At 73.7% G+C, this 14,510-nt stretch carries 15 protein-coding genes; 6 read left to right on the top strand and 9 right to left on the bottom strand.

The window, feature by feature from the left end; genetic code table 11:
• Positions 1–73 precede the first annotated feature (73 nt).
• Positions 74–1,897: a bifunctional metallophosphatase/5'-nucleotidase gene (locus QF034_RS18715; protein ID WP_307176062.1), complete on the bottom strand. Its 1,824-nt coding sequence runs from the start codon at positions 1,895–1,897 to the stop codon at positions 74–76.
• A gap of 145 nt (positions 1,898–2,042) precedes the next feature.
• Here QF034_RS18715 and mshD point away from each other — a divergent pair, with 145 nt between their 5' ends.
• On the top strand, positions 2,043–2,969 hold the full coding sequence (gene mshD, locus QF034_RS18720) for a mycothiol synthase (protein ID WP_307176064.1): 927 nt from the start codon (positions 2,043–2,045) through the stop codon (positions 2,967–2,969).
• Between the two features lie 89 nt (positions 2,970–3,058).
• On the opposite strand, the gene QF034_RS18725 is transcribed toward mshD, so the two are convergent.
• Both QF034_RS18725 and QF034_RS18730 read right to left on the bottom strand, forming a co-directional pair.
• Positions 3,059–3,814: an SDR family NAD(P)-dependent oxidoreductase gene (locus QF034_RS18725; protein WP_307176065.1), complete on the bottom strand. Its 756-nt coding sequence runs from the start codon at positions 3,812–3,814 to the stop codon at positions 3,059–3,061.
• Positions 3,815–3,858: 44 nt separating this feature from the next.
• Positions 3,859–4,629 (bottom strand): SDR family NAD(P)-dependent oxidoreductase, encoded by a 771-nt coding sequence (locus tag QF034_RS18730; RefSeq protein ID WP_307176066.1) that lies wholly within the window; start codon positions 4,627–4,629, stop codon positions 3,859–3,861.
• A 156-nt stretch (positions 4,630–4,785) separates the two neighbouring features.
• Between QF034_RS18730 and QF034_RS18735 the strand changes: the two genes are divergently transcribed.
• On the top strand, positions 4,786–5,613 hold the full coding sequence (locus tag QF034_RS18735) for a helix-turn-helix domain-containing protein (RefSeq protein ID WP_307176067.1): 828 nt from the start codon (positions 4,786–4,788) through the stop codon (positions 5,611–5,613).
• A 3-nt stretch (positions 5,614–5,616) separates the two neighbouring features.
• On the opposite strand, the gene QF034_RS18740 is transcribed toward QF034_RS18735, so the two are convergent.
• From QF034_RS18740 to QF034_RS18765, 6 genes are read right to left on the bottom strand one after another with little or no spacing between them, the layout of a single operon-like run.
• A complete protein-coding gene (locus QF034_RS18740) occupies positions 5,617–6,555 on the bottom strand; it encodes a LysR family transcriptional regulator (RefSeq protein WP_307176068.1) in 939 nt (312 codons plus the stop codon).
• Positions 6,556–6,589: 34 nt separating this feature from the next.
• On the bottom strand, positions 6,590–7,273 hold the full coding sequence (locus QF034_RS18745; RefSeq protein WP_307176069.1) for an ABC transporter: 684 nt from the start codon (positions 7,271–7,273) through the stop codon (positions 6,590–6,592).
• Positions 7,261–8,778, bottom strand: a complete 1,518-nt coding sequence (locus tag QF034_RS18750) for an ABC transporter permease (protein ID WP_307176070.1) — start codon at positions 8,776–8,778, stop codon at positions 7,261–7,263. The genes QF034_RS18745 and QF034_RS18750 overlap by 13 nt, the downstream gene beginning before the upstream one ends.
• Entirely contained in the window at positions 8,775–9,635 is an 861-nt protein-coding gene (locus QF034_RS18755) for an ABC transporter ATP-binding protein (RefSeq protein WP_307176071.1), read from the bottom strand. The genes QF034_RS18750 and QF034_RS18755 overlap by 4 nt, the downstream gene beginning before the upstream one ends.
• Positions 9,632–10,468, bottom strand: coding sequence for a cupin domain-containing protein (locus QF034_RS18760; protein ID WP_307176072.1), 837 nt, complete (start codon positions 10,466–10,468; stop codon positions 9,632–9,634). Before QF034_RS18760 ends, QF034_RS18755 begins: the two co-directional genes overlap by 4 nt.
• A complete protein-coding gene (locus QF034_RS18765; RefSeq protein WP_307176073.1) occupies positions 10,465–11,007 on the bottom strand; it encodes an RNA polymerase sigma factor in 543 nt (180 codons plus the stop codon). The genes QF034_RS18760 and QF034_RS18765 overlap by 4 nt, the downstream gene beginning before the upstream one ends.
• A gap of 111 nt (positions 11,008–11,118) precedes the next feature.
• On the opposite strand from QF034_RS18765, the gene QF034_RS18770 reads away from it, so the two are divergent.
• From QF034_RS18770 to QF034_RS18785, 4 genes are read left to right on the top strand one after another with little or no spacing between them, the layout of a single operon-like run.
• Positions 11,119–11,514 (top strand): GntR family transcriptional regulator, encoded by a 396-nt coding sequence (locus tag QF034_RS18770; RefSeq protein ID WP_307179916.1) that lies wholly within the window; start codon positions 11,119–11,121, stop codon positions 11,512–11,514.
• Positions 11,511–12,398 (top strand): ABC transporter ATP-binding protein, encoded by an 888-nt coding sequence (locus tag QF034_RS18775; RefSeq protein WP_307176074.1) that lies wholly within the window; start codon positions 11,511–11,513, stop codon positions 12,396–12,398. The genes QF034_RS18770 and QF034_RS18775 overlap by 4 nt, the downstream gene beginning before the upstream one ends.
• A complete protein-coding gene (locus tag QF034_RS18780; RefSeq protein ID WP_307176075.1) occupies positions 12,395–13,396 on the top strand; it encodes an ABC-2 membrane transporter-related protein in 1,002 nt (333 codons plus the stop codon). The genes QF034_RS18775 and QF034_RS18780 overlap by 4 nt, the downstream gene beginning before the upstream one ends.
• Entirely contained in the window at positions 13,393–14,319 is a 927-nt protein-coding gene (locus tag QF034_RS18785) for an ABC-2 membrane transporter-related protein (RefSeq protein WP_307176076.1), read from the top strand. Before QF034_RS18780 ends, QF034_RS18785 begins: the two co-directional genes overlap by 4 nt.
• The last annotated feature ends 191 nt before the right edge of the window (positions 14,320–14,510 follow it).

Here is a 14,510-nt window from a genome sequence, read left to right on the forward strand (position 1 = left end):
CGCGCCCGGAACCGGCGACGGGGCCGGTGGCGTGCACCGGCCCCGTGCCAAGCCCCCCGTGGGGGTTCGCGGTCTACCGGACGACCGTGATGCGGTCCGCCTTCGGCGGGGCCAGCGGGTTCGCGGCCGAGGAGTTGGCCGTGAGGTACTGCTCCAGCGCGGTCAGGTCGTCGGCGCCGACGACGTCGTTCGTGCCCTGGCCGAGCGTGGGGAAGCCGTCGCCGCCGCCCGCGAGGAAGCTGTTCGTCGCGACGCGGTAGGTGGCCGCCGGGTCGATGGCCTTGCCGTCCAGCAGAATCGAGTCGGTGACGACCCGGTCGGCGCCGGACTTGGTGAGGTCCAGCGTGTAGGTGAGGCCGGACGACACCTGGAGGACCTTGGGCGCGGCCGCGTTCGGGCCGGTCACCTGCTCCTTGAGCACCTGGATCAGCTGGGCGCCGGTGAAGTCCTGGAGGTTCACGGTGTTGGCGAACGGCTGGACCGTGAAGCCCTCGGCGTACGTCACGACACCGTCGCCCTCACCGGCCTTGGCCGTGTAGGTCAGCGGTGCCCGGATGCCGCCGGGGTTCATCAGCGCCAGGTCGGTCTCCGGGTCGAGCTGCTTGCCGTGGGCGAGCTGGGCGTCGGCGATGAGGTCGCCGAGCGGGGACTCGGTGCCGGTGTTGCCGATGTCGCCGGAGATGTAGCCGATCGGCTTGTTGCCGATGGGCGCGGCCAGCGTGTTCCACTTGCCGATCAGCTCGGTCATGTCGGGCGCCTTGGGGACGTCCCGGGTGACCACGTGGTTCGCGGACTTCACGGCCGTACGGGCGATGTCGCCGGTCTTCCGGTCGTACGTCAGCGTCGTGTCGGTGTAGAGGCGGCCGAAGGACGCGGCCGAGGTGACCATGCGGGGCTTGCCCGCCGGGTCGTCGATCGTGCACACGTACGCGTTGTGGGTGTGGCCGGTGACCAGTGCGTCCACCTGCGGCGTGACGTTCTTGGCGATGTCGACGATCGGGCCGGAGATGCCGTCGCCCGCGCCCGGGGCGTCGCAGTCGTAGTTGTACGACGCCGACGCCGGGAAGCCGCCCTCGTGGATGAGGGCCACGATCGACTTCACGCCCTGCTTCTGCAGCACCTTGGCGTACTTGTTGATCGTCTCGACCTCGTCCTTGAAGGAGAGGCCCTTGACGCCCTCGGCGGAGACGATGTCCGGGGTGCCCTCCAGGGTCACGCCGATGAAGCCGACCTTGACGCCGTTCTTCTTCCACACCCAGTAGGGCTTGAGGATCGGCTTCTTCGTCTTCTCGTCGAGGACGTTGGCGGCCAGGTAGGGGAAGTCGGCGCCCTGGAACCTCTGGTCGTTGTAGCAGCCGTCCTTCGGGTGGCAGCCGCCGTTCTGCAGGCGGGCCAGCTCCTTGGCGCCCTCGTCGAACTCGTGGTTGCCGACGGACGTGACGTCGAGGTCGAGCTTGTTCAGCGCCTCGATGGTCGGCTCGTCGTGGAAGAGGCCGGAGATGAGCGGGGAGGCGCCGACCATGTCGCCGCCGGCCGCGGTGATGGAGTACTTCTCGCCCTTGCGGGCCTGACGCAGATGGGTGGCGAGGTACTCGACACCGCCCGCGTCGATGGTCTTCGTCGTGCCGTCGGCCTGGTGTTCGGTGACACGGCCCGAGGAGCCGGCGGGCGGCTCCAGGTTGCCGTGCAGGTCGTTGAAGGACAGCAACTGGACGTCCTGGTAGCGGCCGGGCCAGTGGCCGCCACCGCCGTGGTTCTCTCCGGCCGACGCCGACCCTGGCACCGTCGCCGCGGCCAGCGCGCCGACGGTGACGACACCGGCGGCGAGAGCGACGAGACGGTTCGTACGACGTCTGCGGCGCTCCTGATGCGCCGGTGCCGGTGAAGTGGCTGGCATACGCCCCCCTGTTGGGTCTGCTGGGACAGTGATGTCGTCCGGCGCAGCCTAGAGTCAACGCGCGTAGCGCGACAGAGTTTTCGTGGTTACAGCCTGATTGCTTCTTGCCGCCGATTTCCCGGTGCTCCCCCGTACCCTCGTACGCATGACCAGCGACGACACCGCACGGCCCGGACGCACCCGCTCGATCGACACGTACGCCGCCCTCTCGGCGGAGCAGACCGAGGCCGTCCTCGGACTGCTCGCCGAGGCCGCCCGCACCGACGGGCAGCAGGCCGTGTCCGAACAGGGCCGGTTGCAGTTGCGCGGAGGCGAACGCGCGGGCATCGCCCATCTGCTGCTCACCGTCGACGGCGAACTCGTCGGGTACGCCCAGCTGGAGGACACCGACCCGGTGGAGCCGCCGGCCGCCGAGCTGGTCGTGCACCCCGGGCACCGGGGCCAGGGGCACGGGCGGGCGCTGGGCTCCGCGCTGCTGGCCGCGTCCGGCAAGCGGCTGCGGGTGTGGGCCCACGGCGGCCACTCCGCCGCCCGGCACCTCGCCCAGGTCCTCGGCCTGACCCTGTTCCGCGAACTGCGCCAGATGCGGCTCCCGTTGACCGGCTTCGACGCGCCCGATCCGGTCCTGCCCGAGGGCGTCACCGTCCGCACCTTCGTCCCCGGCCGGGACGACGCGGCCTGGCTGGCCGTCAATGCCGCCGCCTTCGCCCACCACCCCGAGCAGGGCTCCCTCACGCAGCGGGACCTCGACGACCGCAAGGCCGAGCCGTGGTTCGATCCCGCGGGGTTCTTCCTCGCCTTCCGCGGCGACGAACTCGTCGGCTTCCACTGGACCAAGGTCCACGCCGGCGAGGGCCTGGGCGAGGTGTACGTCCTCGGTGTCGCCCCCGGCGCCCAGGGCGGCGGCCTCGGCAAGTCCCTCACGACGATCGGCCTGCGGCACCTGGCGGACCGGGGACTGCCGACCGCGATGCTGTACGTCGACGCCGACAACACGGCGGCGGTGTCGGTGTACGAGCGGCTCGGGTTCGTCACGCACGAGGTGGATCTGATGTACCGGACGGAGACGTGACGGCGCTGGGGGTGGACCAAGCCCGGGGCAGTGGGGCGGCGGATCAGGACGCATGAGCCGGCTGATCAGTGCCGCGGTGAGCCGGCTGATCAGTGCGCCGTGAGTCCGCCGTCGACGACGAACTCCGCGCCGGTGACGAACGAGGATTCGTCGCCCGCCAGGAACAGCATGACGGGGGCGATCTCCTCGGGGCGGCCGGCCCGCCGCATCGGGGTCCGCACGATGTCGGGCTGCCGGTCCCCCTCCTCGTCGAGGATCTCCTGGATCATGGGGGTGGCGATCACTCCCGGGTGCACGGAGTTCACGCGGACACCGCGGGTCGCGTACTCCACCGCGGCGGTCTTGGTGAGCAGGCGTACCGCTCCCTTGGAGGCCTGGTACGCGGCGGCGGCTCCGCTGCCGATCAGTCCCAGGACGGACGAGGTGTTGATCACCGAGCCGTTGCCGCTCGCGCGCAGCAACGGCATGGCCGTCTTCATGCCCAGCCAGGTGCCCGTCTGGTTGACCGCGATCACCCTGTCCCACGCCTGCTGACCGGTGTCCTCGACGCCGGGCCAGTCCACGATGCCCGCGATGTTCACCAGCACGTCCAGCCGCCCGAAGTGCTGCTCGACCCGGGCGACGGCCTCGCTCCAGTGCTGTGCCGAGGTCACGTCCAGCCCGATGCCCACTGCTTCGGCGCCGTCGCCGCGCAGACGTGCCGCGAGGCCGGCCGCGGCGTCGGCGTCGGCGTCGGTGACCAGGAGACGTGCTCCTTCGCGGGCGAACAGCTCCGCGGTGGCCCGGCCGATGCCACCTGTCGCGCCGGTGATCAGCGCGGTCTTTCCTGCCAGGCGTCCCGTCATGGCGGTCCTCAACTTTCTTTCCTGTCGTGCGGGTCGGTCTGTGCTCAGAGCGCGGTGAAGCCGCCGTCCGCGGCCACCACGGCTCCGGTGACGAAGCTCGAACGCGGCGACGCGAGGAAGCACAGGACCTCGGCGATCTCCGCGGGTCGGGCCACCCGTCCCAGGGGCTGCGCATCGGCGAAGGAAGCCAGGTACGCGCGGCTGTCGGAGCGGAACGTGTCGAGAAAGTCGGTCTCGACGACGCCCGCGGCGACGAGGTTGGCGCGGATGCCCAGGGACCCGCCCTCGACGGCGAGCACCTTGGTCAGCTGGGCCAGAGCACCCTTGGACGCGCTGTAGGCGGCGCCTTCGGGCAGGGCCACGGTGCACGTGTAGGAGCCGGTGCTGACGATGGCTCCGCCGCCACGGACCTTCATGGCACGGAAGGCCTCGCGGGCGAAGAAGAAGGAACCGCGGGCGTTGACCCCCATCACCGCGTCCCAGTCCTCGGCGGTGGTGTCGGTGACGAGCTTGTTCAGGGTGAGCCCGGCGTTGTTCACCAGGACGTCCAGCCCGCCGAAGGCGTCGACGGCGGCCTGCACGGCCCGGGCGGCGGTCTCCTCACGCGTCACGTCACCGGTCATCGCCAGTACGCCGGGGAACGCCTCCGGCAGGCTCTCGGTCTCGGGGCGCCGGTCGACGGCGACGACGTGGGCTCCACGCTCGCTCAGCAGCGCCACCGTCTCCCTGCCCACGCCCCGCGCCGCCCCTGTGACGAGAGCGACCTTCCCGGCGAATTCGGTGGTCTGGCGACCGCTGCCGGTCGTCCCGGTCATGGCGGGCTCCTCTCCTCGGTTCCTTCGATCAGCGCCCTTGTGGCGGCTGTCGCTCTCCACCGAGAGTGGGCGGGCCGAGGGCGATCGCCCAGGCCGCGCCCTGCCTGGGTGCGGCACACCCAGGCAGCGCCGGGACCTCGCGCCTAGCCTGAACACATGGCTGACAACCACCTGGGCGACTTCCTCCGCGCACGCCGCGCCGATCTGCGGCCGGAGGACGTCGGCATGGCGAGTTACGGGACCCGCAGGGTCGCCGGGCTGCGCCGTGAGGAGGTCGCCGTGCTGGCCGGAGTGAACGCCGACTACTACACGCGCCTGGAGCAGGGACGCGAACGCAACCCCTCATCCCAGGTGCTCGACGCCCTCAGCCGCGCGCTGCGGCTCGACGCGGATGCCCGCGCGCACCTGTACCGGCTGGCCGGGGCCACTGCGGGCGACCAGGTCGCCGCACCCACCGCCGGCCTGGTCAGCCCCGCGCTGCGGCAGCTGATGGACGGCTACCCGAACACCCCCGCCTTCGTCCTCGACCGGACCCTGGACCTCCTGGCCACCAACGCCCTGGCCGATGCCCTCTACGCGCCCTTCGACCCGGCGGACAACCTGGCGCGTATGACGTTTCTCGACCCCGCGGGCCGACACTTCTACACGGACTGGGACCGGGCGGCCGAGGCCTGCGTCGCCAACCTGCGCCACGCGGCGGGCTTCGACCCGGACACCCCCCGACTGCGGGCACTGGTCCGCACCCTCACCGAGCACAGCCCGGAGTTCACCCGCCTGTGGAACGCGCACACCGTGCGCGGCAAGACCCAGGACGCCAAGCATCTCCTCCACCCGGACGTCGGCGCCCTCACCCTCACCTACCAGGCGTTCGACGTACGGGACGCGCCCGGCCAGCAACTCGTCATCTACCACGCCGAGCCGGGCAGCCCCAGCGCCGAGGCCCTGTGCCTCCTGGGCTCCCTGCACGCCACCCGGCGTTCCTAGGGCTCATGGCACAGGCTTCGCCCACGACGGTTTCCAGACCTCCCCCTCGATCAGCCCCGGGCGCGTCGCGAGGACGTGGTCGCGCAGGGCAGCCAGGCCGGGATGCGGATTGTCCGTGCGCCAGAGGAGGGAGTGCGGGTAGACCGGGGTCGGGTCGCGCAGGGGGACGAGGCGCAGGTCGTGGCCGGCCGGCCAGACGAGCGGGGTCCGTTCGCTGAGGAAGGTCGCCACGGTCGAGGAGGCGGCGATGGTGTCGAGGAGGGCCTCGATGCCGAAGTTGGGGCCGATCGTGTCGATGGCCGGGCCGAAGGTCTCGGCGAGTTCGTCGTAGTAGGCCGACCACTCAGTGCCGGGCGCGTTGCCCGGCATCCAGATCCTCTGCCCGGCCAGTTGCGCGGGTGTCACCGAGGCGGCTCGGGCGAACGCGTGGTCGGGGCCGACACAGAGACGCAGCGGCTCGTCCAGGACGGGGACGGCCTCGATGCCGTCGGGGAGCCGGCGCCCGGGCATGGTGACCGCACGGAACGTGGCGTCGACCGCCCCGTCCCGCACGGCGGCCACCGCCGTGTCGGCGTCGAACAGCGTGACGACGTCCAGGGCGATCTCCGGATGCGCCCGGTGGAAGTCCCGTACCAGCCCGGCCGTGGCGACCCGGCGCCCCACGACGTCCACCCGCAGCGCGCGCTCCCCGGGGCGCACGGCCGCCACCGCCCGCTCCTCCGCTTGGAGCAGGGCCCGGGCGTGCGGCAGGAGCACCTGCCCGTCGATGGTGAGCTCCGCTCCCCGCGGTGTCCGCACCAGCAGCCGCACTCCCAGGTCCTTCTCCAGCGCGGCGATCCGCTTGGAGACCGCCTGCTGGGTGAGCGACAGATCGATGGCGGCTTTCTGGAACTGCCCGGCATCGGCGATCGCGACGAAGGCGCGTACGGCTTTGAGGTCCACGGCGTCACCCTAGGGTTCCGGAGCCGCGAGCGGATCAGCCCGCCCGGCGCAGACCCCGGCGACCCGCAGCGCGACGGCCCGGCACCACACGCCAGGACCACCGCCGCAGCGGCTCCACCGCCCCCAGCGCACCCACCAGCACGGCCCCGCCCAGCACCACCGCCCACCGGTCGTGCGCCGCCGCCCACCGGTCGTCCTCCACCGGTACGAACAGCGCCCAGCGTCCGGGCCAGAACAGCGCGGCCAGTACCGCCGAGGTCAGCAGAGCGGCCGCGATCCGCGGGCCGGGCCGCGTGGTCTCGCTGCAGCGCACCGCGGCCGCCGCGCCGGCCACCGCCAGAGCGAAGGCGGCCCCGGCCTCCAGCGTGAGGTCGGCGACCGGCGGCCGTAGGTCCGGCGGCACGAGCAGCAGTGCTGCCGTCCACCAGGCCGCCGTGGCGGGGACGACGAGGGCCACCCGCAGCGCGATGCGGGCCGGGCGCGGGGTCGGCACGGTGGCCGTGGTGTGCCGGGCGGGGTCGTCCAGGAGGAACATCAGGCCCAGCGCGAAGGCCAGGACCGCGGCCCGCAACAGGTGCAGGGAGAGGCGTTCGCCCGTCTCGCCGGTGAGCCGGGGGAGCGCGGCGAGCAGCAGTCCCGCCGCACCGGCCGTGCCGAGCACGCCCAGGGGGAGGGTCCGGCAGACCGGGAGGATCAACTCCCCCGTCAGTCGAGGCACTTGTCGTCCCCCTCGGGTGCCTTCACGCCCAGCAGCCGTGCCGCCCTGGCCGCCGTCACCTTCGGCTCGGTCAGCTCGGCCCAGTGGGACTTCACGCGGGCGGTGACCTCGCCGCGGGGCCGGTCGAGCAGCTCGCGCAGGACCTCCGTCTGGGCGGCCGTCATGTAGATCCCGTCCGTCGGCTGGAGCACGAGGGCCGAGCCGGTCACGCTGTCGTCGAGGCGGACGCGGCGCAGGGCCGCCACCGGGTCGGGCTCCCGGCCCAGGGCCAGCCACATGACGGTGACCATGCGGCCGTCGCACATCGAGGTGGATGCCTTCTCGCTCCCCGCGACCAGCACGCCGGCCACGGCCGCCGAGAACTCGGGGACACGGTTCCCGCCCCACTGGGTGCGTACGGTCACCTCGTGCGGCCGCTCCAGAGGCCTCAGCGCGCTGTCGCCGGAGAGACCGTAACGGGCCTCGATCCGCTGCCGTACGACGACGTCCTGGTCGTGCGCGCTGCCCCCGGCCAGGGACCGCACCCGGTCCACGACCCCGGCCCAGTCCGCGACCCGCGGCCCCCACTCGGGGAACGCGCAGTACGTCGAACCGACCCGCGGGACACAGGACTGCACCTGGCCCGGGTTCACCGTGGCCCGCTCGCGGGCCTTGACCAGCCCGGCGGAGTCGCCGCCGGTCTGGGCGACGCCGCCCACCAGCGTCATGGCCACCGCCCCGGCGACCCCGGCCAGCACCACCGGCTTGCGGCCACCGGCGGCCAGCACCGCCGACAGTCCCGCGCACAGCGCCAGTCCGGCCAGGTACAGCGCGTGCCAGGCGGCGGGCCGGCCTATGAGGTCGGACGGCAGCGTGTTGGTGGTCGGCTCGTCGACCACCGGCATGAACCACCTTGTCGCGCCGTCGCTCATGCCCGTACCGAAGAGGAACAGCAGGAGGAAGAACACCACCGTCAGCGGGGCGGCGAGGGCCGACCTCACCAGCTGGGTCATGAGCAGCCCGGCCAACCCGGCCAGCAGCACGGTCAGCGGCCCCACCAGCAGTTCGGCCACCGAACCGTGGCCGATCGCCCCGGGCCTGAGCGCCTCCCGGCCGAACTGCGCGGCCACGCACACGGCGGTGAGCAGGGCCGCGGCCACGACCGACAGCGCATGGGCGACCGTACGCCGCCACGGCGGGAGGACCAGCACCGAGAGGTGATGCTCCGTCCCGTGCCGTCGCGAGCGCAGCGCGGCGTGGTTGACGGACAGCAGGACCGCGAGGCCGACCAGCATCGGGGCGGCCTGGGTGGCGCGGTCGGCGTCCTGGAGGGCCGGGTAGCCGTCCCAGGCCTTGCCGCCTCGCCACACGGTCCAGCCGATGTACACGAGGAAGGCGATGATCACCGGCAGCCTCGTCAGCAGCCGCCGGGTCTCGAACAGGGCCAGCGCGAACACGGCGGCCCGCGCCCCGCCCGGTTCGGCCCGCACAACCGCCGGGACCGGCTTCTCCACGACCGCGGTCATGCCGCCACCTCCACGGCGTCACCGTCGAGGGTGAGCAGGTAGCCGTCCTCCAGGGTGGGTTCGAGCAGTTCGGCGCCGTCCGGCGGATCCCCCACGTTGCGGAAGGACCCGGTCCCCGTCCGCCACCCGGCCTTGGCGCCCGGATCGCGCTCCGTGCTGCTCCACACCCGCCCGGCGGCCCGGGCCGTCAGCTCGGCCGGAGTGCCCTCGAACCGCACCCGGCCCCCGGCCATGACCAGCACCCGGTGACAGAGCATCGCCACGTCCTCCGTCTGGTGGGTGGACAGCAGCACCGTGCGCCCCTCCCCGGCCCCCGCGATCAGCTCCCGGAACCGCATGCGCTGTTCGGGATCCAGCCCGACGGTGGGTTCGTCCAGCACCAGGAAGCCGGGATCACCGACCAGGGCGGCGCCCAGGGCGACCCGCTGCCGCATGCCGCCGGACAGCTTGCGGATGCGTTTGCCCCGTACGTCGGCGAGCCCCACCTCGTCGAGCACGCGCCGCACCTCGCGGTGCCGGGCGGCCCGGTCGGTCATCTCCTTGAGGATCGCCACGTAGTCGACGAACTCGAAGGCGGTGAAGTCCGGGTGGAACCCCGGCGTCTGCGGCAGATAGCCCAGCCGGCGCCGTACCTCCTGCCTGCCCCGCGCGGTGCCGGGGTCGTGCCCGAGCACGGTGAAGGCGCCCCGGTCGGCGGGCAGGGCCGTGGCGAGGACCCGCAGCAGCGTGGTCTTGCCGGCACCGTTGGGGCCGAGCAGCCCGGTGACGCCGCCGGTCAGCCGCAGCGACACGTCGTCGAGGGCCCGGGTGCCGCCGTAGCGGAGGCTGAGCCCGGAGGCGGACACGGTCGGAGTCATACGGCACGTCCCTGGAAGAGGTCGAAGCGGTCACGGAAGAGAAAGAGCAGCCCGGCGGCGAGCGCGGCGACCAGCGCGGCCACGCCCTGCCCGGCGACGGTGAACGGCGCGAGCGGCACCTCGGGGCCGGCCCGCAGGGCTTGGGCCAGCACCAGCAGCCCGATCCACGCCCCGCCGGCCAGCGACGGCGCGAGCACCGGCCCCAGCCGGGGCGTCAGCGCCAGCCCGGTCGCGGTGAGCGCGAGCGAGGGCAGCAGCCAGGCCAGCGCCCGCAGCCCGTACACGGGCAGCGCGAGCGTCGCCAGGCCGTTCAGCCCCAGCACCACGCCCAGTACGGCCACCGTGCGGATCATCAGCAGCCGGAACCCGTGCATCGGCGCGACGACGGCCATCTCGTACGTCGGGTCCAGCGCGGGCCCGTACGACAGCGCCACCCCCGCCAGCGGCAGCAGCGGCGCGAGCGCGAGGAACAGCGTGGGGAACTCCCCGCCCCGCACGGCGTGCCCCGCCGCGACGCTCAGCAGCAGCACGACGACGACGGCCCCCAGCCACGACCTGCGCAGCACCGGCGCCGCCGCCAGCAGCCGCGCGGTGTGCCCGGCCACCCCGGCCCGGACCAGCAGCGACTCCAGCACCCCCACCCGGGGCGCGTCGAGTTCGGCGTCGAGCCGCTCCCACCCCGCGTCGAGCGCGACCGGGTCACTCACCTCGGCGAGCACGCCCCGGCACGCGGCGCAGGCGCCCAGGTGCGCGTCGGCGGACCACAGGGCCGGTGCCGCCAGCTCGCCGCGCGCGTAGGCGCGCAGATCCTCTTCCGGCACGTGCCAGCTCATGCCAACGCCTCCCGCAACTGCTTGCGGGCCCGCATGGCCCGCGTCTTGACCGTTCCCGGCGGAATCCCCAGCAGCACGGCGGCCTCCCGGGTCGACAGCCCGTCGATGACGGTCGCCTGCAACACCGCCCGCAGCTCCGGCGACAGCCGGACCAGCGCGCCCGCGAGGTCCCCGTGCTCCACCCCCGCGAGCACGCGCTCCTCCGCCGACGCCTCGTCCCGGTGCCGCAAGCGCGCCAGCGCCTGCCGCAGCCGCCCGCGCGCCCCGTCACCGCGCAGCGCGTCCACCAGCCGCCGCGACCCGATACGCCACAGCCACCCGGCCACATCGCCCTCCTCCCGGTAGCGGGCCTTGCCCCGCCACACCGCGAGGAACGTCTCCTGTACGACGTCGTCGACGACCCCCACGTCGGCGCACCGGCCCCGCAGCCGGGCACGGAGCCACGGCGCGTACCGCCGGTACAGCTCCTCGAAGGCACGCCGGTCGGCGTCCGCGGCAACGGCCCGCAGCAGCTCCCCGTCGCTTCTCGTTTCGCTCACGTCTCCTCATCGGACCGCCCGGCTCGAACGGTTCACGAAAACACGCTTGACTTTCCGGCCCTCCTTCCACCACCCTTTCACTACTCAATTAGTTAAAGGGTGGTGGAAGCAGTGGTCGAGTACCGCATCGACCGGCGCAGCGGTGTGGCCACCTACGTCCAGATCGTCCAGCAGACCAAACAGGCCCTGCGCCTGGGCCTCCTCGAACCGGGCGACAGGCTGCCCACGGCCCGCGAGGTCGTCGAGGCCACCGCCATCAACCCGAACACCGTGCTCAAGGCCTACCGGGAGCTGGAGCGCGAGGGCCTCGTCGAGGCCCGCCGCGGACTCGGCACGTTCGTCCGCAGGTCACTGGGGACCGCACCCGCCGACTCGCCGCTGCGCGCGGAGCTGGAGGCATGGGCGGTCCGGGCCCGCGAGGCCGGGCTGGAACGCGACGACGTGGACGCCCTCTTCACTTCCGTACTCGACGCACACTTCGCACACATCAAGGGGGACCAGGCATGATCGACACCGCCATCGAGGCGGCGGCGCTGGGCAGGAGGTTCGGCAGACGCCGCAGGCCGGCCCTGAACGGCTGCGCCTTCCGGCTCCCCGCGGGCCGCGTGTGCGCCGTCGTCGGACCGAACGGCGCCGGCAAGTCCACCCTGCTCGCCCTGGCGGCCGGGCTGCTCAGGCCCAGCGAGGGCACGATCACCGTGCTCGGCCGGACCCCGGCGGCGGCCCGCGAGCACCTCGCCTACGTCGCCCAGAACAAGCCCCTCCACCCCCAGCTCACCATCGCCGGCACACTCCGCCTGGGCCGTGACCTCAACCCCCGCCGCTGGGACGCCGGGGCCGCCGAGCGGATCGTCGCGGAGGGCGACCTCGACCCGGACGCCAAGGTCCGCTCGCTCTCCGGCGGCCAGCGCACCCGCGTCGCCCTCGCCCTCGCCCTCGGCAAGCGCCCCGAGCTGCTGCTCCTGGACGAGCCCATGGCCGACCTCGACCCGCTCGCCCGGCACCAGCTGATGGCCACGCTCATGGCCGACGCGGCCGACCAGGGCACCACGGTCGTCATGTCCTCGCACGTCGTCGCGGAACTGGAGGGCTCCTGCGACCACCTGCTGCTGCTCGGCGCCGGCCGGGTCCGGCTCTCCGGACCGCTGGACGACCTGCTCGCCGCGCACACCCTGGTCACGGGCCGGGCCGGCGACAGCCTCGACCCGCACACCGTGGTCGAGTCCCGCACCACCGGCCGCCAGCTGACCGCCCTGGTGCGGCCCGCGGGACCGCTCGGCGCGGGACGGCAGACCGACCGGCCGTCCCTGGAGGAACTCGTCCTCGCCCATCTGCGCTCCCCCGACGCCCCGGAGCTGCTGCTCGACTCCGCCCAGGGAGCCGCCGCATGAGCGCCGTGACCGTCCCGACCCCCACCGCCGCCGAGCGGTTCCCGCGCCCGCGCGGCCTGGTCCTGGCCATGCTCCGGCTGCACCGCTCGGCCCTGTGGTTCTGGCTGATGCTGGTGGCGGTGGCCGCCGGCGCGCTGCTGTGGGCGACGGTCCCGGGCGCGGACGCCGCCTGGGCCGAGTACACGGGCATCGGCTGCGACCGGCCCCGCCCGAACCTGGGGTGCGACGACCCGGGGCCCGCGAACATCCGGTACCAGACGGTCGTGGCGCTCGGCACCGGCGTCCTCGGGATCCTCCCCCTGCTCACCGGGGCCTGGGCGGGCGGGGCGCTCATCGGACGCGAACTGGAGAACGGCACCGCCGAGCTGGCCTGGACCCAGTCGGTCACCCCGGCCCGCTGGCTGACCGCCAAGCTCGCAGTCCCGGCCCTGCTGCTCACGGTGGGCACGCTCACGCTGACGCTGCTGCACCGCGTGCTGTGGTCGTCGAACAGCACGCTGATCGGCGCCATGGACTGGCGCGAGTGGCACGACGACGGCGTCTTCGAGGCCAACGGCACCGTCGCCACCGCCCAGGCCCTCGCCGCCCTGGCCGTCGGCGTCCTGGCGGGCCTGCTGCTGCGCCGGACGCTGGCCGCCCTCGGCGTCGCGGTCCTGGCCGCCGCGTCCCTGGTCTACATCCTCGACGACCTGCGCCCGCACCTGTGGCCGGTGAAGACCGTCACGGCGGCCCCGGGCACGCTCCTCGGCTCCGACGGCATGGTCGTCGAGGACGGCGCCCTGACCGCCGCAGGCGCCCGCATCCCGTTCCCCGCATGCATGGGCGAGCCCGCGTGCGCGAACGGGACCGGCATCACCCGCTACTACGCCGACTACCACCCGGCCTCCCACTTCTGGCCCCTCCAGCTCGCGGAGACAGGCATCCTCCTCGCTGTCGCCGCCCTGGCGGTCGCGGCCGCCTTCGTCCTGCTGCGCCGCCGCACGGGAGCCGCCGGATGACCGCCCTCCACGCGGTGACCGCACCCGCCGTCCGCCCCCTTCCCGGCCCGGGCGGCCTGTTCCGGGCGGTCCTGCGGACGCACCGCACCGCCCTCGCCCTGTCCGGCCTGGCCCTGGCCGCCGCCACGCTCGCCCTGCTCTGGCTGCACTCCCTCGGGGACGACGCCCGCGCGGGCATGAGCCCCTGCGCCATACCCCCGACCGACCGTCTCCCCTCCTGCGCGGCGGTCGACGCCATCACCGCCGACGAGACGTACGCGAACGGCATCGCGCTCATCGCGACCGCGCTGTCCTACGTCCTGTTCCCCGTGGCCGCCTGGGCGGGCGGGGCGCTCGTCGGGCGCGAACTGGAGAGCGGCACCGCCCAGCTGGCCTGGACCCAGTCGGTCACCCCGGTCCGCTGGCTGGCCGCCAAGCTCGCGGTCCCGGCCCTGCTGCTCACCGCCGGCACGGGCGGGCTGGTCCTGCTGAACGTCCGGGCCCGCGGGGACGGCGATCCCGACCTGGTCGGCGACTGGTACGCCCCGGACTCCTTCGTGTCCACCGGCCCGGCAGCCGTGGCCTACGCCCTGGCCGGTCTGGCCCTGGGTGCCCTCGCCGGCCTCCTGTGGCGCCGGGCCCTGCCCGCCGCCGCAACGGCGTTCGCCGCCTCCCTGGTCCTCTTCACCCTCCTGGAACGCTTCCGCGCGGACCTCTGGCCGACCGTCACCCGCATCGCGCCCGGCAGTATCGAACTGCCCCGCTCGGCCTTCCAGGTCTCCTGGACGACCCCCATGCCGGACGGCGTCCCGCTCACCTACGCCGAGTTCCACCCCGGGTCCCACTTCTGGCCCCTCCAGTACGTGGAGTCCGGCATCCTCCTGGCGGTGGCCGCCACGGCGACGGGAACCGCCTTCGCCCTCCTGACCCGCCGCCTCCCCTGAACCGGGCCCGCGCGTCCATCCACGGGGGGATGGTCGCGCGGGCCGACCCGGGGCGGTCACGGGAACCGCCGGGGGACGCTCACGGGAACCGCCCGGGGAACGGTCACGGCAACCGCCCGAGGGACGCTCACGGGAACCGCACGGGGGACACTCACGGCAACCGCCCGGGGGACGCTCGCAGGAACCGTCCA

It is taken from the genome of Streptomyces africanus, from assembly GCF_030816955.1.
Lineage (GTDB): Bacteria > Actinomycetota > Actinomycetes > Streptomycetales > Streptomycetaceae > Streptomyces > Streptomyces africanus.

Excerpts from the sequence above, each read along its gene's own strand:
- QF034_RS18715 (WP_307176062.1), bottom strand. The coding sequence starts at position 1,897 with ATGCCAGCCACTTCACCGGCACCGGCGCATCAGGAGCGCCGCAGACGT.
- mshD (WP_307176064.1), top strand. The coding sequence starts at position 2,043 with ATGACCAGCGACGACACCGCACGGCCCGGACGCACCCGCTCGATCGAC.
- QF034_RS18725 (WP_307176065.1), bottom strand. The coding sequence starts at position 3,814 with ATGACGGGACGCCTGGCAGGAAAGACCGCGCTGATCACCGGCGCGACA.
- QF034_RS18730 (WP_307176066.1), bottom strand. The coding sequence starts at position 4,629 with ATGACCGGGACGACCGGCAGCGGTCGCCAGACCACCGAATTCGCCGGG.
- QF034_RS18735 (WP_307176067.1), top strand. The coding sequence starts at position 4,786 with ATGGCTGACAACCACCTGGGCGACTTCCTCCGCGCACGCCGCGCCGAT.
- QF034_RS18750 (WP_307176070.1), bottom strand. The coding sequence starts at position 8,778 with ATGACCGCGGTCGTGGAGAAGCCGGTCCCGGCGGTTGTGCGGGCCGAA.
- QF034_RS18755 (WP_307176071.1), bottom strand. The coding sequence starts at position 9,635 with ATGACTCCGACCGTGTCCGCCTCCGGGCTCAGCCTCCGCTACGGCGGC.
- QF034_RS18760 (WP_307176072.1), bottom strand. The coding sequence starts at position 10,468 with ATGAGCTGGCACGTGCCGGAAGAGGATCTGCGCGCCTACGCGCGCGGC.
- QF034_RS18775 (WP_307176074.1), top strand. The coding sequence starts at position 11,511 with ATGATCGACACCGCCATCGAGGCGGCGGCGCTGGGCAGGAGGTTCGGC.
- QF034_RS18780 (WP_307176075.1), top strand. The coding sequence starts at position 12,395 with ATGAGCGCCGTGACCGTCCCGACCCCCACCGCCGCCGAGCGGTTCCCG.
- QF034_RS18785 (WP_307176076.1), top strand. The coding sequence starts at position 13,393 with ATGACCGCCCTCCACGCGGTGACCGCACCCGCCGTCCGCCCCCTTCCC.